Consider the following 20376-nt stretch of genomic DNA (forward strand, 5'->3'; position numbering starts at 1 on the left):
AAACAAAACTAAAACAGATTAGCATTGTAGATATTTTATAGCTTTATTGTTTCATTATTCATATCATATTTACATGTCAAACGTACATTCAGAAACGAACAGTTTAATAAATGCTTCGTCGCCATATTTACTGCAACATGCCTACAACCCGGTACATTGGCACGAGTGGGGGCAGCAGGCTCTAGAAAAAGCAAAGGCAGAAAATAAATTAATTTTGGTAAGTATAGGTTACTCGGCTTGCCATTGGTGTCATGTTATGGAACGTGAATGTTTCGAAAATCATGAGGTTGCCGAAGTTATGAACAGACATTTTATTTGCGTTAAAGTGGATAGGGAAGAGCGCCCGGATATTGACCAGATTTACATGTATGCCATACAGTTAATGACTGGAAGTGGTGGCTGGCCGCTTAATTGCATTTGCCTTCCAGACCAACGACCAATCTATGGCGGCACTTATTTCCGTAAAAATGATTGGATAAATATTCTTGAAAACGTAGCCGACCTTTGGGCGAATGAACCGGAAAAGGCAATTGAATATGCTGAACGCCTGACATCAGGCATCCGCGACAGCGAAAAAATATTAGCTGTAGATGTAAAGGAGGTTTACACACAGGAGCACTTAACGGAGATAGTGGAGCCCTGGAAGCGGCATTTCGACATTAGTTTTGGCGGCTACAACCGTGCACCTAAATTTCCCTTGCCAAATAACTGGCTTTTTTTACTGCGCTATGGTTTCCTTAAAGATGACGAATCTGTTTTTACTGCCGTCTGCCAGACGCTTGAAGAAATGAGTCGCGGAGGAATTTACGACCAGATAGGAGGTGGTTTTGCCCGCTACTCCGTTGATGACAAATGGCACGTGCCGCATTTCGAAAAAATGCTTTACGACAATGCGCAGCTGATAAGCTTGTATGCTGAAGCTTATCAATGTACCAAGTTTGATTCCTTTAAACAAACACTAGTGGAAACCATCGACTGGGTTTTCAATGAAATGACTTCAGCTGAAGGGTTGTTTTATTCGGCACTTGATGCGGATAGTGAAGGGGTTGAAGGTAAATTTTATGTGTGGAACAAGGCCGAATTTGATGATGTTTTAGGTGATGATGCCTCATTAATTGGCGAATATTATAATGTTACCGAAGATGGCAACTGGGAAGAGGAGCAGACAAATATCCTCAGGAAAACCATCCTCGATGATGATTTAATTGCAAAGTATGGCATCGATGCTGAGGCACTTTACGATAAGGTAAAATCAGCAACGGCAAAACTACTTGAGAAAAGAACTAAAAGAATTAGGCCCGGCCTTGATGATAAGTGCTTAACTGCCTGGAATGCAATGATGATAAAAGGCTTGGCGGATGCTGCCACGGTACTAAATCATGATCTGTATCATCGGGGTGCAGCAAAAGCAGCAGATTTTTTACTCAATAATTTAAAAGCACCCAATGGTGGGTTGTATCGAAACTATAAAAATGGAAAGGCTTCTATTACAGGATTTTTGGATGATTATGCCTTTCTAATTGACGCGTTAATTGCGCTGTACGAATATGATTTTGATGAAAGATGGTTGGAGGAAGCGAAAAACTTTGCAGATTATGTGCTGGCTAATTTCTCGGATGAAGATTCGCCTATGTTTTTTTACACCTCCGCAGAGAGTGAAAGTTTAATAGCCCGCAAGCACGAAATAATGGATAATGTAATTCCGGCGGCAAATTCTGTAATGGCTCAAAACCTAAAAAAATTGGGTTTGCTTTTCGATTTGGAAAATTACCATGAAAAAGCGTCAGAAATGCTTGCCGTTGTACATCCGAAGATAAAAACCTATGGCTCTGCTTATTCCAATTGGGCGGTTCAGCTGCTTAATGAGGTTTATGGATTGAATGAAATTGCCTTAACAGGTTTAGAAACCGACCTGGTTAAGCTGGAACTGAGCAATTATTATATTCCAAATAAAATTACATTAGGCGGAACAAAAAGTAACTTACCCTTGTTAAAAGGTAAGCAAAGCGATGAAACAAAAGTTTATATTTGCCGAAATAAAGTATGCCAGTTGCCGGTTAAAACTGTTGAGGAAGCATTAGAGTATTTACAATAAAAAAATCTGAATGAATATTTCACCAAACTCAGTAGTTGCATTAACTTATGAACTGCACACTACTAACGAAGAAGGACAACAAGTTTTTGTTGAAAAAGCTGATGAGCAAAATCCTTTAGTATTTTTATATGGCGTTGGCATGATGTTGCCTAAATTCGAAGAACATTTAACTGGTTTAAAAACCGGCGATGAGTATGGTTTCGAATTATCTGCTGCTGATGGTTATGGAGAATTAGATCCTGGTGCTTTCGCCGACTTACCAAAATCGATGTTTACCGAAGCTGGTGGCGAAGTTCCAAACGTTGGAGACGTTATTCCTTTGCAAGATAACCAGGGAAACCAGTTTAGAGCAGGTGTGACTGCCGTTCACGATGAAACTGTAGCTGTTGATTTAAACCACCCAATGGCTGGTAAAAACTTAATGTTTGCCGGAACTATTCTTAACGTTCGCGAGGCAACACAAGATGAGTTGGCACATGGTCATGCACATGGTGCTGATGGTCATTCAGGTCATTAGTAGCATTTGCAACAAAATATAATGAGCCTCAGATTAGTTTCTGAGGCTTTTTTATTTACAGTACTTTATTGCTTTCCTTTACGATGGTTTGCGTTTTCTTAATGTCCACTTTCTTCAACCAAGAAATAAAAATCCATTAATACATCCAAACTGGTATCACCTTTAAAAATCGAACTTCAATTTAATACCACCATTGGTGAGATTAAGTTTATCGGTAGAAAACGTTTTCATCGGTAGCCGCAAAAACGGCTCGACCGCAAAGTTATTCTTCTTTGAAATTTTTTGCTTGTAACCTAAAGAGAAGTTGTAAAAGCCAATCAATTTGTCGGTAGCGTTCGTTTCTGTTGGTGCTTCAGAAACTCTTTCTGTAACGATAAGCATTTTTTGTTCTGTAACCCCAAAAGTATTTGCCACTGCTGTATTCCGGGCACTGCTAACCACGTAATTATTGTTTTGTTTATTGTTGGTAATGGCAAGTGCAGATACCCCGATGCCAGTATAGAGTTTACTGCTTATGTTATATTTCAATTCTAAAGGAATATTAATCCCCCGCACATTTGCATTAATAGATTCCAAACTTTTGGATGCGCTAACATATGCAACCGCCTTCGCAGCCGACGGAGCATTTGCAGCGCCATCATTCAGGCTTTCGCTACTGGCCGAAGGATTTGTTGTCGTGCTTAACGCTCCGTAGGCAATTCCAGAACTTATCGATAATTTGTCGGCAAGATTGTAAGATAACGAAAACCCATAATTCATATTTACTTTATTATCGTTCCCAATTGATGGCGCAACAAAAAGGCCAGGCTCCCACTTTGTTATGGCTTTATTTTTCGAGGTCTTGGCAATATTGTCGCGATGGCTGTCTTGTTCTAAAAGTTGTTCGAAAGTCAGTTTAGACTGCGGCATTTTTTTCTTCTCCACATTGATTAGAACTAGTTTGATCTTAGAATTGGATGCAATTTTTTCTGAGTAAATAATACCGGACAACTTTGACTGACTTGCTACCTCATTTCCGGTAAAGTTATTATCGGATATTTTACTTTGGTATGCCTCGAGCGCATGACCTGTTTTTCTTACAGCAAGCAGTTTCTCGTCATCTGAATTATTGTTTTCAATAACGTCCGGTTTCCGCGACCTAGTTAAATTGTTTTTTTCCACCTGAACCGAAGCCTTAGTTAAATCGCCAGTGGCAACCTTTTCTAACGATTTGTCTACTTGGGGATTCCCTTGTTGGTTAGGGAAGGATTTAGAATTTTTTACGATTTGATTCGTGTGATTGGAATTTTGCTTACGCAGGACAAAGAAAGCCGTAACAACCAAAATTATTGCAGCCGCAGACCATAGAGGCCAGTAAATGATACCTCTTTTCTTTTTTTCTTCGGGCACATTAAAACGCTCCCAAGCACCAGGGGTGTAGGTTTCTTCATGCGCCTGAAGGTTATGTTTTATATGGTCAATTAATTCTTTATCCATTTTTCTCATACGAATTAACCAGTGTTTTCAAATACAAGGTTCGCAGCTTATTTTTTGCCCGGGTCAAATACACTCTACTCGAACTTTCGGGTATATTCATCATTTTCGAAATCTCATCATGGGCAAATCCTTCAATTTCATAAAGGTTAAAAACCAGCCTCTGCGTATCTGGCAGGTTATTTAACAACTTTAAAATATCCTGAACATCTAAATCAGACGTTACCGAAACCGTGCTAACCGGATGTTCACTTTCTGATAAATCATCAACATATGATTGATTTTTTAGCGTACGGAGTTTATCAATTGCCGTTCTTGAAGCAATTTTGGCAATCCAACCCTTAAAGGTTTTATGTAAATCTGCAGGATTATTTGGCGGTTGAAAGCCTTCAATATTTTTAAAAATTTTTATGAAACAATCATTAACAAGCTCTTCGCCATCATAACTATTGTTAACATATCGCAAAACAATACCCATCAGGTAGCCGTAAAATGATTTGTACATCATTTCTTTACAGCTGTTATCGTTCTTCTGGCAGCCTTTTATAATTTCCTCAATGCTGAGTATTTTTTTTATCAACCTTTGCGAACTTAATAGAGATTAGCTTATTGCGATTCAAATTTAATGAAAATGACACCATCTGATTTAAAGATGGTGCCAAATTCGTTTCATATGTAGGTGTTATTTGTTCGTAAGTATCGATAGTCCGAATTTTGTGCTATCTGTTTTGCTCTTCAGGCCCTTTGCCCATAAGGTGTAAATTTTTCCAGCCTCAATTTTGGTTGCAGGCAAAGTAGCCGTTACATTGTTGCTTTCTTTAATTTGGAAAGTATAGGCAGCTGCAGGATCGATTGAAATGAAAGGAGAAGTTTCTTTATAAGCTTTTCCGGTTACTAAAGCAGTAGCATTTCCTTCTACTGCTAAATCCAATGCTGGTGCATCAGGACTTAAATTGATGAACCTAATCTTTGCTTTTCCTGTTGCAGGCGCAGTTAAATCATCCTGAATTACCAGAATTTTTGGCGATGGCAACACATCGATAACAAATGCAGAGTAGAAAAAACCCGATTGTAAATTTACGTTAGTGGTTGAAAGGTATTTTACCGAATCTTTTTTCGCAATGCCGAATAAGCGTGTACCTGGGTAAGCGCCAAAGTAACCTAAATCATTTGTGTACTTAAATTCTCTATTGTTGGCCCGTTGATTATCTACAATAAAATCTAAAGCACCTGTTCCAGGCGATGCATGAACAAAACCAATTCCGGCAACCGTTATAGAATTCGAATCGCCCCAATCTTTTTTGCAGGCAGAAAGAAATAAGGTAACAGCAAGGAGCGCAAATATACTTTTAGCAGTTGTTTTAAAGTTTTTCAAAGCAGTTTTCATTTTAATGTTTTAAATCAATTTTCGAATAAAACTGGTAAATGGCCATTAACAATTTTTGGATAAAACGGGCATGGCTTTAGAAACGCTACATTAAAATTCAAAATTTATCTATTCTACAATAATTTTACTTTCGTAAACGATTGTGCTTGCCACTTTTTTGCCGTTTAGTACTGCAGGGGCAAATTCTAGATCTTCCGCTCTAAGCTTAGCAAGATCTACTATGTCGATTTTATTGTAATTGAGGGATGCAATTTTTGTTTCAAACTTGATGAGCTTACCAGTTTCATCCAAACTGAAAATGTAAAACAAATCATAATTGCCTAACGACCTTCTCAGCTCGTACGGAACTTTAAATACGTTAAGTAAGTAGTACATGGCATAATTTACGCCACCTATTTTTATGGGGTAAATTACTTTGTCTCCAGTTTTTAATGAATCAATATAATAAGATAAATGTTTATCCCTCAAATTGAATTCAACCTTTTTAGTTGTATAATTATAAACTTGCTCCAAGCTGTCTTTAGCATTGAAAAAGCTCCATCGTCCGTAGCGTAAGTCGTCTTTGTATAAACCAGAGGCAATAATTTTTCGCCCCGAGCTTATTTCAGCGGCGCCATTTCTAACGTATCTTTTAGATTTTAATTCAGTAGCATGTTCAATGGTTCCTCTAATTATTTTGTAATAAGTTCTGGTAGAATCGCTTTTTTGTGCGTTTGCAGAAAAGCATATTAATAACAAGAAGAGTAAGTGGAGCGTTTTCAAGGGATTGAGATTAGTTATATAAAGAAAAAGCGTTTTGATGTAATATCAAAACGCTTTTCAAAATATATTTCGCCAAATGTTTTAAGCGTACATTTCCTCGCGGAGTTTTGCAACATCAGCATTGTTAATGTATTCATCATATGTCATTAGTTTATCTATTGTACCTTTTGGGGTAATCTCGATAATTCTATTTGCAACAGTTTCTGTTAACTGGTGATCTCGTGAAGTGAATAAGATTGCACCTTTAAAATCTTTCATACCGTTATTTAACGCTTCAATAGATTCCAAATCAAGGTGATTCGTTGGTTCATCAAACATCAACAAATTTGCCTGCTGCAACATCATTCTAGAGAACATACAACGCATTTTTTCGCCCCCCGAGAGTACTTTTACATTCTTCAGTACTTCCTCGCCAGAAAATAACATCCGGCCTAAAAAGCTCCGTACAAATTGCTCATCGGCATCTGTACCTGAATATTCCCTCAACCAATCAACCAAATTTTCGTCCTTGCCGGCAAAATATTCTGAGTTATCATTCGGAATATCCGCCGTACTAATGGTAACGCCCCATTTAAATTCGCCTTTATCTGCAGGCGTTCTACCAGTTAAAACATCGTAAAATGCTGCCGTTGCTAAACTATTTTGAGACAAAACTGCAATTTTATCGCCCTTGTTTACCATAAAAGTAACCTTGTCGAACAAAATTCCATCATTGCCAGATTTGCCCAGGTTTTCTACCTGTAAAATCTGGTCGCCCGCCTCACGGCCGGTATTGTTAAAAATAATTGCCGGGTATTTACGGCTCGAGGCCTTAATTTCAGTAATGTCGATTTTATCAAGGGCTTTTTTACGTGAAGTTGCCTGCTTGGATTTCGATGCATTCGCACTAAATCTGCGTATAAATTCCTGTAGCTCCTTCACTTTATCCTCCATCTTTTTATTCTGGTCGCTACGTTGTTTCAACGCTAACTGACTAGATTCGTACCAGAATGTGTAGTTACCCGTGTAAATACTCATTTTCGCGAAGTCGATATCCACAATATGCGTACACACTGCATCTAAAAAGTGCCTGTCGTGACTAACAACCAATACAATATTCTGGTAATCGGCCAAAAAGTTTTCCAGCCATGCAATCGTTTCAATGTCCAAATCGTTGGTTGGCTCATCCAGTAACAAAATATCCGGATTACCAAACAAAGCCTGGGCCAATAACACCCTTACTTTTTGCGTATTATCAAGCTCTTTTAACAGTTTGTAATGATTATCTTCTGTAATACCCAGGTTGCTAAGCATGGTAGCAGCATTACTTTCCATGTTCCAGCCGTCCATTTCAGCGAAAAGATTTTCAAGTTCTCCGGCACGTTCACCATCTTTCTCGGTAAAATCTTCTTTCATGTAAATGGCGTCTTTTTCTTTCATAATCGCGTAAAGCTCCTTATGGCCAATCATCACCGTTTCTAATACCGAAAACTCATCAAATTCGTAATGGTTTTGCTTTAAAACAGCCATCCTTTCACCAGGCGTAAAAGCCACACTGCCAGAAGTTTGATTCACCTCGCCCGATAAGATTTTTAGGAATGTAGACTTACCTGCGCCATTAGCTCCAATTACGCCATAGCAATTGCCTTGCGTAAATTTAAGGTTAACATCTTCAAATAAAGTGCGTTTGCCGTATCGTAATGATAAATTAGAAACTGAAATCATATTAAATAGAAATAAGCCGCAAAGATAGGCAAAAAGGTTGAGGGTAGAAAGATAGAAGCTAAAACCTGTACCATTAAGAATTTGAAAATGAGCGTTTCTGTTTCATTGTTTCTGTAGTCCCGCTTTCAATTCAATCTTTTTAGTGAAAATAGGCGGAAGCACGTAAGTAACTGCTTCAAAAAGTATTTCATTTCAATCGGGTTTATTTAACAAAGTATCCTCAAGGCACGCAGAGCTTAAAAACCCAGGCGCATTGTTGGCAAAAACCACTTTGGATTTTTCATTAGCGCCGTTGATTAAAACCAAGGCAATGAACTGGCTATTTGCTTATCCAACTTCCTATTCATTGCGTCTGCTTCAGCAGACGAATAATGTTCATTTAAAAAATTAGCAATTAGCCTGTTCATCGACGCCTGCATCATCACAATGAAAATGTTCATTTCAACACCAAGAAATTTAAGCACAAAATATCTAGACATAAAAAAGTCAAAAGCCTGATGTTTTAGCAATTTTGATTTGGGCATTTAGCTTTATCTTTCACCTTTTCGCTATTTTTACACCATGAGCAATTATGAAATCTTATCACAAGTTATAAAAGAACGCCGCAGTATTTTTCCGGCCAGTTATATAAAGAAAGAAATCCCGGTTGAGGTAATAAAACAGATTCTGGAAACTGCAAACTATGCCCCGACGCATAAACTAACACAACCCTGGCGTTTTACGGTTATAAGAAAAGGTGGCTTGGCCAGGCTCGGCGAAGCGCTAGGTAACTTGTACAAACAGCATGTGTCTCCGCAACAGTTTCTGCAAAAAAAGTTCGATAGCTTTGGCGAAAAAACAAGTCAGGCAGATTGTATAATTGCCATCAATATGCAGTTGAGCGGCAAAATACCAGAGTGGGAAGAATTGGCCGCTGTATCGTGTGCCGTTCAAAATATGGCTTTAACCGCAGAAAGTTTAAAGGTCGGTGCTTATTGGAGCTCACCTCCTCTAATCGATAATTTAGGTGGGTTTTTAAATTTAGGTGAAAGCGAAAAATGTATTGGGCTTTTTTACATGGGCTATCACAACGAAAAACCCTGGCAGCCAAATCGCACGCCAATAGAAGAAAAAGTAAAGTGGATTGAAGAGTAGTCTCATAATAGCTCATATTTGCTTCTGCAAGAATTAAAGGCTCGTGCGCTTAGTAATACAATTCAAAATCCATTCATCATTATTTCAGGTATTTGCCATAACATATGTCTAACTTAAAATCTCAACTTTTCCAGCTTTGCGCAACTTTCATTCAGAATAGGATAGAGAACATTGAATATGCCCTTCTACAAGCCCGGCAGGCATCAAACGATGATACAAAAAGCAGTGCTGGCGATAAGTATGAAACTACCCGCGAAATGATGCAGCAGGAAATGGATAGAAATAGTAAGCTACTATATGAAGCCGGACAACAAAAAATTGCGTTGCAACAGCTGGAAAATGTCGAGGCTGCTGGAGAGGTTAAAAACGGTAGTTTGGTTTTAACACCAAGCGGAAATTTTTACATTAGCATTAGCGCAGGCGAATTAAAGCTAGATAATCAGATTTATTTCGCAGTATCACAGGCGTCGCCAATTGGCAAGGCTTTTATTGGCAAGCACGTAGGCGAACAATTCAGCTTTAACGGGAAAGTTTATCTATTGAAAGAAATTTTATAGCTGTTATAAACTTTCTTATTTACTTAAGGCCAATTCTAGATGCGAAAGCGGGCACCACATATGGCTTAAGTTCAGTAAAAGGGATAAATATTACAATCTGGCCCTGGGCATAACTTGCAATTTCGTAAGGGTTGTACATGAATGCAAGTCCGTTATTGTTGAAATAGAAGTTGTTATTTGGCTTTAAAAAATCATCAAACAGCACCGTGCTTATCTTTTCTCCCGGCTTAATATTATACTGCTTGCGAAGATTTTTTTCTAATATAGATTGAAGCGTATTAGAATCTATTTTTACTACATCGCTTAACACCATCTGTTTTTTATTTTCCACATCCAGACAATACATTGTGCTGCTGTAATTTCCATGAGCGCCACCCGTATAAGCATCTGCAAGAAAATCGATAACCACAAAGCCACGATCATTGTAAACAATAGTTTGCTGGCTGTCGTCCGTGTAGTTCATCCACCCCAGAAAACCACGGTCAGAATTATTTTTTTCTTCTTCAATAACCTCATTTTTGTAATCATCGAAATAGGCATCCGCAATTTCCCTGAAAGCAATCTCTCTCGTTACATTTCCTTTTTTAATTCCCGAAATTCGTTTAAGCTGATTGTCCAGCCAGCTGACTTGTTCGGTGTTGGCCTTTGCTTTTAAGTATTCAAATCCTATTTCTGCAACCGGTGATTTTGCCTTATCAGCAAATGCCTTTACCGAGTCCTTGAAAATACCCGTCGTAAATTCATAACTCCCTTCGGGGTATTTTTCTTCCAATAAAACAGGATAGGTTTTGGCCTTGTCACCACTCACCCAATTCCCTTTAAAGCCATTTCCCGTCCATTTAAGCGATAACTTAGCCTGGTTTCCATTCTCATTAAAATAGTAATCGTTAAAACTATGCTCTGAGAAAACAAGACTGTCCTTTCCAATCAGGGTGTCAACCATTAGGTTTAACCATGAGCCATTGTAGTAGTAATTACCATCTACTTCGCCGTTAAGCTTTTGCAAATGCATGACAACGGTTTTGCCCGCAATTGTACCTTCCAAGCGCTTATAAAAGTTTTCGGTTAAAGCAGCATTTGGCTTTTTCGTATTAACTGATTTTTCAGTTTTGGTGCTCTTGCCGTCGCGATTATTGCAGGCGGCAAAAAACAGAAGCAAGAAAAGTGAGGCCAGGATCGGGTTTTTCATAAAATTGGGAGTTCGCTTAGTATCTTACACTTAAACTATGATTTTGTTTTATTAAAGCTCTTATTAATGCTGTAATAGAGGTTTTTTGCTGTATACCTTCCCGGATCAATAATTCTCCTAACAGTAAATAAAGGGAAATTTTCGTCTCTTGCTGTCGATAAAATAAAGGCGGCTTTAAAGCCGTGTTCTTTCAGCTTATGCAATGCTGAAGATTTAAAAACACCATAAGGAAAAGCAAAGTATTCAACCTTCTTACCAGTTATTTCTTCAAGTTTTTTAGTGGGTTCGTCTATCTGTTTTGTCCAGTCATCATCATTAAACTGAGCGAAATTTTTATGGTCGTAAGTGTGACTTGCAATCGTATTTCCTTCGTCAGATAGTTGCTTAATCTGTGCTTTAGTCATGTAGTTAATTCTGCCTTTTCTACCGATTGAGACCGTCATGATAAAATAAACACCTTTGAAGCCGTATTTTTTTAATGTCGTGGCGCCAGTAGTAAATTGATCCTCATCCGTATCATCAAACGTGATCATTATGGGTTTTTGAGGCAATTTAGCGCCATAAACCAAATAGTCGAAGAGTTGAGCAGGTAAGATGCTGTGGTAGCCGCTATCTGCCAGCATTTTAATGTGGTCTTTAAATTTATTCGGACTAATAATATCATCGTGCGCTCTTTTGCTGTCGCTGGCAATGTTGTTTCTAATTTGATGGTAGCACAAAACCGGGACTTCGCGTCGGGCCAATATCGTTTTATTGTCTGCCGGTTTAGCACGGACCTGGGTCGAATCCGCAATGTTGACTTTCGCTACGGCATTATCTGAGCCATTGCTTTTCGCAGCCCTGCCAGAACACGCCGTTAAAAAAATTCCAAAAAGTGCAATTGAGAGTAGGGTATGAGGTTTTGATTTTAGATCTAGGTTCAAATTTTTGAGTATTTATTTAATTAAAGATACTGCGTTTTCAACTAAAATATAGTCTTTCTCATAAGTATCCCATTCGGCTTTACTGATGCCGGATTTTAGTGCATTGCGCTTGAAAAAATCATAATCTGTTAACTCGTTTTTAGTTGTTAAGCAGGTATTTAAGAACTTAAACATTCGTTTCTCGCCAATCATCTGTTCCAAACCTCTCAATAAAAATGGCCCATAAGTATACCTGTAGGTTCCTGAAATGCTGTTCATATCCTTAATCTGATTCAATGGAATTGCTTTAAAATCTTTAAGTTGTTTAGCCCTGCTCTGAAAATATTTAGCGGCAAAGGGTTTACCGAATTTTTCTTCGGCGGCCTTAACCGAAAGGTACTCGGCGGTTGATTCCAGAAAGAACCAGAATAAAGTAGCGTTTGGCTGTAACACGTTGCCGAAATAATAATGCCCGATTTCATGGGCAATGAAAGGATAATTAGTAGAATCTTTCAGTTTTGAATGTTCCTCATCAACCATATCGCCGAGCTTTAGGCCAGCAAATGCAATTACAGGAAAGGAAACAAAGCCCCAGCTGCGACCCTTGTTAAATTTTTCTACAGGCGAATGTTCTATAAATACATTTTTTGTATCGTAAGGGATTTTTAGAGCTTTAGAATAGTACGCCTTAATCTCTGCAATATTTTCCTCAAATACAGCGAGTTGCTTATCACTCATTGCTGTATTTAAAAACAGCGCATTGTTCGTTTTTTGTATGCCATAATCGCCTGCAAAAAGCAGTGGCGCAACGGCGATTGCAGATTTAAACCTGGCAACTGGCCCAGTTTTTGGCAAATCGCCATTTACGAAAATGGTTTTCGAATCTTTGCTCGTTACTTCAATATCAAAAGTCATTTGCTCAATTTGCCTGTCATTTTTAATATCGTAAATGATTGGATACCATTTGGATTGGTCAGTAGCTCGAAGGGTTTTTCCATTGAAAGCAATTAGCCCTTTAAAATCAACAAAGTTTAATGTATCGGTATAAATTGGAAACGCTCCTGTATAACTTATATGCAGCTTTTTCGGGTTTTGCAATACATCATTTCCGTTTTGCGGAATGTATGTTAACCCTTCGCCACGCATTTTGCCATTATAAAAGCCGTCGTAACTGATAGTGTTGTTAAGTGAATCTTTAATTGCTTTTACATTGAAACCCTTGTTTAATAGGATTTGATAGTCTTTTCCCATATCGGGAATGTTGCTCAAAACAAAATCGCAGGTAATCTGCCCTGTTGCCATTACAACCTCAACTTTTCCACTTAAATGTGGCCCTTGTGCTTTAAGCAAAAAGGAAGCGGAAACTAAAATTAAAAACGTTAAAATTTTTTTCATGAAGTTTATTCTGGAAAGTTAAAAAAACAAAACCCCGATAAATATCGAGGTTTTGCGGTGTTTTAAAAACTATTTTTTATGCTGTTGCTTAACGTTTTAGGGCTCCAGTAACCGCTTGCAATAATTCTGCGAATTGTGAAGAGCGGATCCTTTTCATCGCGTTTAGTCGATAATTGGTATGCCATTCTAAAACCACGTTTCTTTAGTTCTGGTATTCCTTCTGCATTCCATAAACCGAATGGATAAGCAAATTCGGTCATCTTTTTGCCTGTCATTTCTTCCAGTTTTTTAGTGGGCTTATCTAACTGTTCTTCCCAATCTTTTCCAGCGTATTTTTTGAAGTTTTTGTGGTCATAAGTATGCGAACCAATCACATTTCCTTCATCAGAAAGTTGCTTAATTTGCTCCTTATTCATATAGTTAACGAACTTTCCTTTTCTGCCGATAGAAACAGTCATGATAAAATAAACTGCTTTATAACCGAGTTTACTTAGTGTTGGGCGAACAATTGTAAACTGATCTTCATCAGTATCATCAAAAGTTAGCATAATTGGCTTACTTGGTAACGCGGCACCGGTATTTAAGTATGCATAAAGCTGGTCTGGCAAAATGGTATGGTAACCGCTATCAGCAAGCATCTTCATCTGATCTTTAAAATTCTGAATTTCGACGATATAATCTTTACCTACTTTGCCATCTGTAGGTTTCCAGTTTCTTACTTGATGATAACATAAAATCGGAACCTGCTTTCTTGCTAAAATTGTTTTCGCATCTGCCACTTTAATTTTAGACACATCTATTTTGCTAACCGCTGTTTGTCCGTTTTGGGCAGTTTGCGCTGTAGAATCTGTGGTATTTTCGCCATTGGGCTGCGATTTAGATTGGCAGCCTGCAAATAAAATTAAACAAGCCGAAAAAATCGTTAAAAAATTGAATTTCATAAATAAGTATTTCGTACAAAACTAAAAATTCTATCAAAAATTAATAGCTAAATATATTCTTGTTGATAACTATTTCAGGCGACGGTTTTTTTGATAAACTATCGCATTTATTACATGTTTAATGCACCCCATTGCAGTTAATTGAATAATTTAGTCAGCTCAAAAACCAGGCATTAATGAATAAATTTTACAAACTCGTTTTATGTGCACAACTTTTATCGTTTGCAGTTGCCGCACAAACCAAAACCTTTACAATAACTGAAAACGTAGCAGCACAACCGAAAGCAAATTACCAGCTCGCATCGAGGTTTTCGCCGAATAAATTAAAGAAAATGGTTTACTCAACTTCGGTAGATCCCCACTGGCTGAAACTTAGTAACAGGTTTTGGTATACGTTCGAAAGTCCGAAAGGCAAATTCTGGTATTTAGTAGATCCGGCAGTGAAATCAAAAAAGCTGATGTTTGATAACGCTCAGCTTGCCGCTGAGATTACGCTGATTGTTCGCGATCCTTTTGATGCGGAACATTTGCCACTCGAGAATTTGAAATTTGCCGCTGATGAAAAAAGCATCACCTTTGAAGTAAAGAGCACCATTGAAGAGCTTAAAAAGGATAGAAAGGATAAAAAAGCTGCAGATTCGATGCAGAAGAAAATCTATTCGTTTAAATATGATTTAGCAACCGCCAAAGTCAGCGAGATTCCAAATTTTAGCAAGCCAAAACCAAAGCCAATGTGGGGCTCAGTTGCTCCAGATTCTTCGGCAATTGTCTTTTCACGCAATTACAATTTGTATTGGATGGATAAGGAAAATTATAAAAAGGCTGTTAAAAATGAAGATGACAGTACCATTGTAGAGCATCAGCTAACGAAAGATGGCGTTAAGTTTTATTCTTACGGAAGCGATGGTGATGGCGAAAATAATGTTGAAAACGAGAAAAATAATAAAAAACGTAGAGGTGCTTATGTTTTATGGTCGCCAAATTCAAAATATTTTGTTTTAGACAGAACCGATTCCCGTAAGGTAAAAGATTTATGGGTTATAAATAGTGTAACGCCAGGCCGCCCCACTTTAGAAACTTACAAATACCAAATGCCAGGAGAAGCGGAAGCACCTCAGGATGAAGTTTTGCTTTTTGATTTTGCAGCTAAATCTTACAAAAAATTAAATGTTTCGGCTTTTAAAGACCAAAGTATTTCTGTCTGGAGCAAACCATCCCTGGCTAAAGATAGAGATAATGAGTTTCGTCCATCGGTTTGGCTGGGAAATGACAGCAAATTTTATTTTTCACGCACCAGCCGTGATTTAAAACGAATTGACATTGGTACCGTCGAAATTGCTACGGGCAAAGTTACGCCTTTAATTGATGAACGCTTTAATACCTACGTTGAAGTAAACAGGCCGGGTCTGGTTAATGATGGTAAAGAATTAATTCACTGGAGCGAACGCGATGGATGGGCGCATTTTTACTTGTTTGATGGTGATGGTAAACTTAAAAATCAGATAACCAAAGGTTCATTCCATTGCGAAAGCATTGTAAATATCGACGAGAAAAATCGAGTATTGTATTTCACCGCCAACGGTCGGGAAGGGAAGGAAGACCCGTATTACCTGCACTTGTACAGCATCAATTTTGATGGTTCGAACATGAAATTGCTTAACGCCGGCGATTTCGACCATGCATCGAGCCTGAACGACAATAATACTTTTTTTGTTGATAATTATTCGAGGGTTAACACAGCGCCAAAATCAACCGTGTACGATAGAAACGGCAAGAAAGTAATGGACCTTGAAACAACCGATTTGTCTTTATTGATGGCATCGGGCTATAAATTTCCTGAACCTTTTAAAGTGAAAGCAGATGATGGCGTAACCGATTTATATGGTGTAATGTATAAGCCATTTGATTTCGACCCGACTAAAAAGTACCCAATTATTGAGTATGTTTATCCTGGCCCACAAACAGAAGCTGTAAATAAAGCTTTTAGCAAAAGCATGGATCGTACGGAGCGTTTGGCTCAGTTTGGCTACATTGTAATCACTGTCGGTAACCGGGGGGGCAATCCATCCCGCTCTAAATGGTACCATACCTATGGCTACGGAAACCTTCGCGATTATGGATTGGCAGATAAGAAAACCGCTGTTGAACAACTTGCGGCAAAGTATCCGTTTATTGATGATAATAAAGTCGGCATTACCGGCCATTCTGGTGGTGGTTTTATGTCTACAGCAGCCATGTTAGTTTATCCGGATTTCTTTAAAGCTGCGGTTAGTAATTCGGGAAACCATGATAACAGTATTTACAATCGCTGGTGGAGCGAAAAACATCATGGCGTTAAAGAGATTATTAGTCCGAAAGGGGATACCACCTTTAAATATAATATTGAAAAGAACCCGGATTTAGCTAAAAACTTAAAAGGGCATTTGCTTTTGATGACCGGCGATGTGGATAATAACGTTCACCCGGCAAACACGATACGTGTGGCAAATGCTTTAATTAAAGCAGGAAAACGTTTTGATATGCTTATCGTGCCAGGGCAGCGCCATGCTTATGGCGATTTAACTGAATATGCTTTCTGGAAACTTGCCGACCATTTTAATAAATACCTAATCGGTGATTTCTCTGACCCAAGCGATGTGGATTTAGTCGAAATGGATAGAGATATCGAGCAGAATGGAAAGTAACTAAAGGTTTTGATGCCTATTTTAAAGGCAATTGTTTACAATGGCTTGCATTTATGCGGGCCATTGTCGTTTTACATAGCTACAGCGAAATCTTAATTTCCGGTAAGCGGAGAACTGAACATTCCTTATCGGTGGATAATAGCTTATAAGGATAAATATGATCACATCGGAAATAGACAAATCGAATTGGTGATGTAAATCCAAATTCTTAAAAAATTCATAAATTACAAGTCAAATCAAATTTTATGAAGAAAAGCATATTTTACCTATCTGCGCTCGCTGTTTGTTTTTCTGCGTGCAAACAATCTGCAGAAACTACGGCTAATGGTCCTGATTCCTCCGCCATTAAGGCTATAAACGACTCAAGCATCACAAAATATCTATCGGTTATTGCCGCTGATAGTTTGACAGGCAGAAAGCCATTTACGGCTGGCGAAACGAAAACAATAAATTATTTAAAATCAGAATTTGAGAAATTGGGCTTAAACCCAGGCAATGGCGATAGCTTTTTCCAGGAAGTGCCAATGGTAGAGATTAAGTCTACCCCTGATGACAGGATGATTGTAAAGGCGGGTTCGAAAGAACACTTTTTAAACTACCTTACCGAATTTGTAGCCGGTTCACGTCGCGTGCAGGATGAAGTGAGCATTAAAAATTCGCCTTTGGTTTTTGCGGGCTACGGAATTGTTGCACCAGAATACGGTTGGAACGATTACAAAAATCTGAATGTGAAAGGTAAAACAGTTGTGGTTTTGATAAATGACCCCGGTTTTGCCGACTCGACTTTGTTTAAGGGTAAGAATATGACTTACTACGGTCGCTGGACTTACAAATTTGAAGAAGCATCAAGACAGGGCGCCGCGGGCGTTCTAATTATCCACGATACAGAGCCTGCAGCTTACCCGTGGACGGTGGTGCGCAGCGGCTGGTCTAAATCAAAACTTCAGTTACAATCGGAAGATAATGGCATGAACAGAACCGTTGTGGAAGGTTGGATCGGCTTGGATGTGGCGAAAAAACTATTCGCATTGGGCGGACAATCTTTCGACGCCCTGGTTACAAAGGCCCGTAGAAAAGATTTTAAGGCAGTAGATTTGAAATTGACAACCTCATTAACAGTGAAAAACAAAATTAAAAAATCAATTACCTACAATGTGCTGGCTTCCATTCCAGGAAATAAGCTTAAAGATGAAGCGATTATTTATTCTGCGCACTGGGACCATTTAGGCGTTGGCGAAAAAGTTCAGGGCGATTCAATTTACAACGGAGCGGTTGACAATGCGACGGGTGTAGCTTCCTTATTTGAGATTGCTTCGGCTTTTAAAAAATTGCCGAAGAACCCAGCCAGAACAATCCTGTTTATTTCCTACACAGCAGAGGAGCAAGGTTTGCTTGGTTCTGAATATTACGCCAAACATCCCGCTTTTCCATTGGCGAAAACTGTTGCCAATATTAATATGGACATGATGGGGCTTGCCGGAAAAACAAAAGATATTGTCGTTTATGGCTACGGACAATCAGAGTTGGAAGATTATGCCGCAGTTTCTGCCAGGAAACAGAATCGGGTATTGGTTCCAGATCCAGTTCCATCGTCAGGTTTATATTATCGCTCCGACCATTTTAATCTGGCAAAGGTTGGCGTTCCGTCATTATTTACCGGTTCCGGAGTGGATAACATCGTTAATGGAAGGGCTTGGGGACTAAAGCAGGTAGCCGATTTTACTAAAAACCGTTACCACTCGCCGCAAGATAATTTTGATGCAAAAACATGGGATTTATCTGGCATAGTTGAAGATGTTCGCCTGCTTTTTGATATGGGTTATCGGTTAAGCAATGAAAGCACATACCCGAAATGGAAAGATGGCTCGGAGTTCAAAAAGATAAGAGAAAAGGAATAATTTCGATTTGCTAAAAGGGTTTCGCAAAGACAGGCCATCATTTTGGCCGAGGTGCAGAACCCGCGAACCCAAAGTTTGTGTGCGCTTAAAAAGTTTCGTCTGGTAAACCCTAAGTACTGCTCAAATGCTTTTAAATGATAAAGCCACAGATTTGCAGATTGATTAAGCAACTGCAAATCTGTGGCTTGTAACCAGAATTTCTAATGCTTAGAAGTGGAACATCACTCCTAATTTTGGCGCAAAAGTATCAGCCTCTAAACCGAAAGAGTTTGTAGTAACTTTATTTCCGGTTGCTTCATTTTTAATCTGGAAGTTTTGGTAACCTAAACCATTAACGGAAACTTCGATGCCGATTCTTTTAGTAGGAAAGAAAGCAAAACCTGGTGCTACATTAACACCGATAGACGTAGTAGATCCAACTTTAGCACCTGTATCACCATTTGGGGCAACTACTTTGTTAGAACCGAAAGCCATAGGAACCGATAACTGGCCGAAAAACTTGAATTGATCTGATAAACCAACATAATAACGACCGAAAGGCGCAACTACGAAAGCTTCATTCTGATTTAAACCACTTACTTGTTTGTCGTATCTATAGCCAACGCCTGTACCAATAGCAAAATTATCAGCTACAAAAAAACCAGCACTTGGAATAATATTGAAGCTAACATCTGATTTCGCAGCACCTTCAACTTTTGAAGAGCTGAAGCCAACACTACCACCTAAAATCACTTTTCCTTTTTCTGTTTGTGCATTTGCACCATAAACTAAACCTGCAACGGCTACTAACGATAATAATAGTTTTTTCATTTTTTTTAATATTTATTTGTTTAAAAATTAGTCAGATTTTACTTTTTTAATTTCTGACTATATTCGCCTAAAAGTCAACACTTGTGCCAAAAAACTTTATTTAAGTCATTAAAAAATCAGTTTAAGGTTAAGTTCCTTATTAGTAAACAGATAAAAATTTGGTGTTAAATCAATATTATTTTATGGTGACTAAAAATTAATCGAGCGATTAACTTTATCGGTATGCCAGATTGGCAATTGCAGTTTTCGGGCATTGTTGTCAGTCGTTTTTCCTGAAAAACTGACGCACTTTAGGAGTAGGTGGGAAGTAGAGATGGAACATTTAAGACCATCTCTACTTTTAAATTCGGGCATGTATCGAGGTTAATTAAATTATACTTTGCAGGCCGACAGCAAGTTTTCGAGTTTCTTTTTTATAATTCCAACTGCGGCTTCATCAGTCAGGTTGCCTTTTTCATCGAATTTATTTTGTGCCTGGGCAACTAGAACTTCAGGTTGTAAAACCGGATTCATGTTCAAGAAAGTAAATACCGGCAGAAATGCGGCTTGCATTCTTACTGTTCCCCACATACCCTGTGTAGCGCCCATTACGGCCACCGGCTTGTGCATTAGCGGAGAATCTTTACCACGGCTGGCCCAATCTATCGCGTTTTTTAATCCGCCGGGGATAGAATAGTTGTATTCTGGAGAAACTATTATGAACGCACTGGCTTTTGCAAGCTCATTTCGAAATCTGACAACGCTTTCCGGGCGTTCTGGTACCTCAGGAATGTCTATATCTGCATTGTAAACCGGAATGTCATCGAATGAAATAATTTCGAAATCAACATCTTGTGGGAGCAAAGTGCCAGCTAACTTTAATAGCATTGCATTATATGATCCTTTTCTCAGGCTACCACATAGACCAACAATTTTTTTATTTTCCATT

18 protein-coding genes are annotated in these 20376 nt (G+C 38.5%); 6 read left to right on the forward strand and 12 right to left on the reverse strand.

Annotated elements, in window-relative coordinates:
• The first annotated feature begins 73 nt into the window (after nt 1–73).
• A complete protein-coding gene (locus AC0IWT_RS00945) occupies nt 74–2095 on the forward strand; it encodes a thioredoxin domain-containing protein (protein ID WP_471795579.1) in 2022 nt (673 codons plus the stop codon).
• Between the two features lie 10 nt (nt 2096–2105).
• On the forward strand, nt 2106–2612 hold the full coding sequence (locus tag AC0IWT_RS00950; RefSeq protein ID WP_056870861.1) for an FKBP-type peptidyl-prolyl cis-trans isomerase: 507 nt from the start codon (nt 2106–2108) through the stop codon (nt 2610–2612).
• Between the two features lie 162 nt (nt 2613–2774).
• On the opposite strand, the gene AC0IWT_RS00955 is transcribed toward AC0IWT_RS00950, so the two are convergent.
• The 6 genes from AC0IWT_RS00955 to AC0IWT_RS00980 all read right to left on the reverse strand — a co-directional run bounded on the left by AC0IWT_RS00955 (nt 2775) and on the right by AC0IWT_RS00980 (nt 8378).
• The gene (locus tag AC0IWT_RS00955) at nt 2775–4088 is read right to left on the reverse strand and encodes a hypothetical protein (RefSeq protein ID WP_471795580.1); all 1314 of its coding nucleotides are present in this window, start codon (nt 4086–4088) and stop codon (nt 2775–2777) included.
• A complete protein-coding gene (locus tag AC0IWT_RS00960; protein ID WP_082491496.1) occupies nt 4081–4665 on the reverse strand; it encodes an RNA polymerase sigma factor in 585 nt (194 codons plus the stop codon). The genes AC0IWT_RS00955 and AC0IWT_RS00960 overlap by 8 nt, the downstream gene beginning before the upstream one ends.
• Nucleotides 4666–4767: 102 nt before the next feature.
• Nucleotides 4768–5472 (reverse strand): DUF4397 domain-containing protein, encoded by a 705-nt coding sequence (locus tag AC0IWT_RS00965; RefSeq protein WP_471795581.1) that lies wholly within the window; start codon nt 5470–5472, stop codon nt 4768–4770.
• A gap of 108 nt (nt 5473–5580) precedes the next feature.
• Nucleotides 5581–6234: a hypothetical protein gene (locus AC0IWT_RS00970; protein ID WP_471795582.1), complete on the reverse strand. Its 654-nt coding sequence runs from the start codon at nt 6232–6234 to the stop codon at nt 5581–5583.
• Between the two features lie 81 nt (nt 6235–6315).
• Nucleotides 6316–7938, reverse strand: coding sequence for an ABC-F family ATP-binding cassette domain-containing protein (locus tag AC0IWT_RS00975; protein WP_471795583.1), 1623 nt, complete (start codon nt 7936–7938; stop codon nt 6316–6318).
• Nucleotides 7939–8234: 296 nt separating this feature from the next.
• Nucleotides 8235–8378 (reverse strand): hypothetical protein, encoded by a 144-nt coding sequence (locus AC0IWT_RS00980; protein WP_157274890.1) that lies wholly within the window; start codon nt 8376–8378, stop codon nt 8235–8237.
• Nucleotides 8379–8499: 121 nt separating this feature from the next.
• Between AC0IWT_RS00980 and AC0IWT_RS00985 the strand changes: the two genes are divergently transcribed.
• On the forward strand, nt 8500–9072 hold the full coding sequence (locus tag AC0IWT_RS00985) for a nitroreductase family protein (RefSeq protein ID WP_471795584.1): 573 nt from the start codon (nt 8500–8502) through the stop codon (nt 9070–9072).
• 104 nt (nt 9073–9176) lie between these two features.
• Nucleotides 9177–9629: a 3-oxoacyl-ACP synthase gene (locus AC0IWT_RS00990; protein ID WP_471795585.1), complete on the forward strand. Its 453-nt coding sequence runs from the start codon at nt 9177–9179 to the stop codon at nt 9627–9629.
• Nucleotides 9630–9648: 19 nt separating this feature from the next.
• Here AC0IWT_RS00990 and AC0IWT_RS00995 read toward each other — a convergent pair whose 3' ends face one another.
• From AC0IWT_RS00995 to AC0IWT_RS01010, 4 genes are all read right to left on the reverse strand, one after another.
• Nucleotides 9649–10818, reverse strand: coding sequence for a DUF3298 and DUF4163 domain-containing protein (locus AC0IWT_RS00995; RefSeq protein ID WP_471795586.1), 1170 nt, complete (start codon nt 10816–10818; stop codon nt 9649–9651).
• Between the two features lie 35 nt (nt 10819–10853).
• A complete protein-coding gene (locus AC0IWT_RS01000; protein WP_471795587.1) occupies nt 10854–11741 on the reverse strand; it encodes a polysaccharide deacetylase family protein in 888 nt (295 codons plus the stop codon).
• Between the two features lie 12 nt (nt 11742–11753).
• Nucleotides 11754–13115: a M1 family aminopeptidase gene (locus tag AC0IWT_RS01005; RefSeq protein ID WP_471795588.1), complete on the reverse strand. Its 1362-nt coding sequence runs from the start codon at nt 13113–13115 to the stop codon at nt 11754–11756.
• A gap of 62 nt (nt 13116–13177) precedes the next feature.
• Entirely contained in the window at nt 13178–14056 is an 879-nt protein-coding gene (locus tag AC0IWT_RS01010; protein WP_471795589.1) for a polysaccharide deacetylase family protein, read from the reverse strand.
• A gap of 176 nt (nt 14057–14232) precedes the next feature.
• Between AC0IWT_RS01010 and AC0IWT_RS01015 the strand changes: the two genes are divergently transcribed.
• Both AC0IWT_RS01015 and AC0IWT_RS01020 read left to right on the forward strand, forming a co-directional pair.
• On the forward strand, nt 14233–16740 hold the full coding sequence (locus tag AC0IWT_RS01015) for a S9 family peptidase (RefSeq protein ID WP_471795590.1): 2508 nt from the start codon (nt 14233–14235) through the stop codon (nt 16738–16740).
• Nucleotides 16741–16985: 245 nt separating this feature from the next.
• Nucleotides 16986–18638 carry a M28 family metallopeptidase gene (locus tag AC0IWT_RS01020; protein WP_471795591.1) on the forward strand — a complete coding sequence of 551 codons (1653 nt, stop codon included), beginning with the start codon at nt 16986–16988 and terminating at the stop codon, nt 18636–18638.
• Nucleotides 18639–18845: 207 nt separating this feature from the next.
• On the opposite strand, the gene AC0IWT_RS01025 is transcribed toward AC0IWT_RS01020, so the two are convergent.
• Nucleotides 18846–19448: an outer membrane beta-barrel protein gene (locus AC0IWT_RS01025; RefSeq protein ID WP_471795592.1), complete on the reverse strand. Its 603-nt coding sequence runs from the start codon at nt 19446–19448 to the stop codon at nt 18846–18848.
• A 372-nt stretch (nt 19449–19820) separates the two neighbouring features.
• The gene (locus tag AC0IWT_RS01030; protein WP_471795593.1) at nt 19821–20375 is read right to left on the reverse strand and encodes an NADPH-dependent FMN reductase; all 555 of its coding nucleotides are present in this window, start codon (nt 20373–20375) and stop codon (nt 19821–19823) included.
• Nucleotide 20376: the final 1 nt, after the last annotated feature.

It is taken from the genome of Pedobacter sp. AC464, from assembly GCF_979253075.1.

Coding starts and splice junctions, on each gene's coding strand:
- AC0IWT_RS01005 (WP_471795588.1), bottom strand. CDS start 13,115: ATGAAAAAAATTTTAACGTTTTTAATTTTAGTTTCCGCTTCCTTTTTG.
- AC0IWT_RS00945 (WP_471795579.1), top strand. CDS start 74: ATGTCAAACGTACATTCAGAAACGAACAGTTTAATAAATGCTTCGTCG.
- AC0IWT_RS01010 (WP_471795589.1), bottom strand. CDS start 14,056: ATGAAATTCAATTTTTTAACGATTTTTTCGGCTTGTTTAATTTTATTT.
- AC0IWT_RS01030 (WP_471795593.1), bottom strand. CDS start 20,375: ATGGAAAATAAAAAAATTGTTGGTCTATGTGGTAGCCTGAGAAAAGGA.
- AC0IWT_RS01015 (WP_471795590.1), top strand. CDS start 14,233: ATGAATAAATTTTACAAACTCGTTTTATGTGCACAACTTTTATCGTTT.
- AC0IWT_RS00995 (WP_471795586.1), bottom strand. CDS start 10,818: ATGAAAAACCCGATCCTGGCCTCACTTTTCTTGCTTCTGTTTTTTGCC.
- AC0IWT_RS00950 (WP_056870861.1), top strand. CDS start 2,106: ATGAATATTTCACCAAACTCAGTAGTTGCATTAACTTATGAACTGCAC.
- AC0IWT_RS00965 (WP_471795581.1), bottom strand. CDS start 5,472: ATGAAAACTGCTTTGAAAAACTTTAAAACAACTGCTAAAAGTATATTT.
- AC0IWT_RS01025 (WP_471795592.1), bottom strand. CDS start 19,448: ATGAAAAAACTATTATTATCGTTAGTAGCCGTTGCAGGTTTAGTTTAT.
- AC0IWT_RS00980 (WP_157274890.1), bottom strand. CDS start 8,378: ATGAACATTTTCATTGTGATGATGCAGGCGTCGATGAACAGGCTAATT.
- AC0IWT_RS01020 (WP_471795591.1), top strand. CDS start 16,986: ATGAAGAAAAGCATATTTTACCTATCTGCGCTCGCTGTTTGTTTTTCT.
- AC0IWT_RS00990 (WP_471795585.1), top strand. CDS start 9,177: ATGTCTAACTTAAAATCTCAACTTTTCCAGCTTTGCGCAACTTTCATT.
- AC0IWT_RS00985 (WP_471795584.1), top strand. CDS start 8,500: ATGAGCAATTATGAAATCTTATCACAAGTTATAAAAGAACGCCGCAGT.
- AC0IWT_RS00975 (WP_471795583.1), bottom strand. CDS start 7,938: ATGATTTCAGTTTCTAATTTATCATTACGATACGGCAAACGCACTTTA.
- AC0IWT_RS00955 (WP_471795580.1), bottom strand. CDS start 4,088: ATGGATAAAGAATTAATTGACCATATAAAACATAACCTTCAGGCGCAT.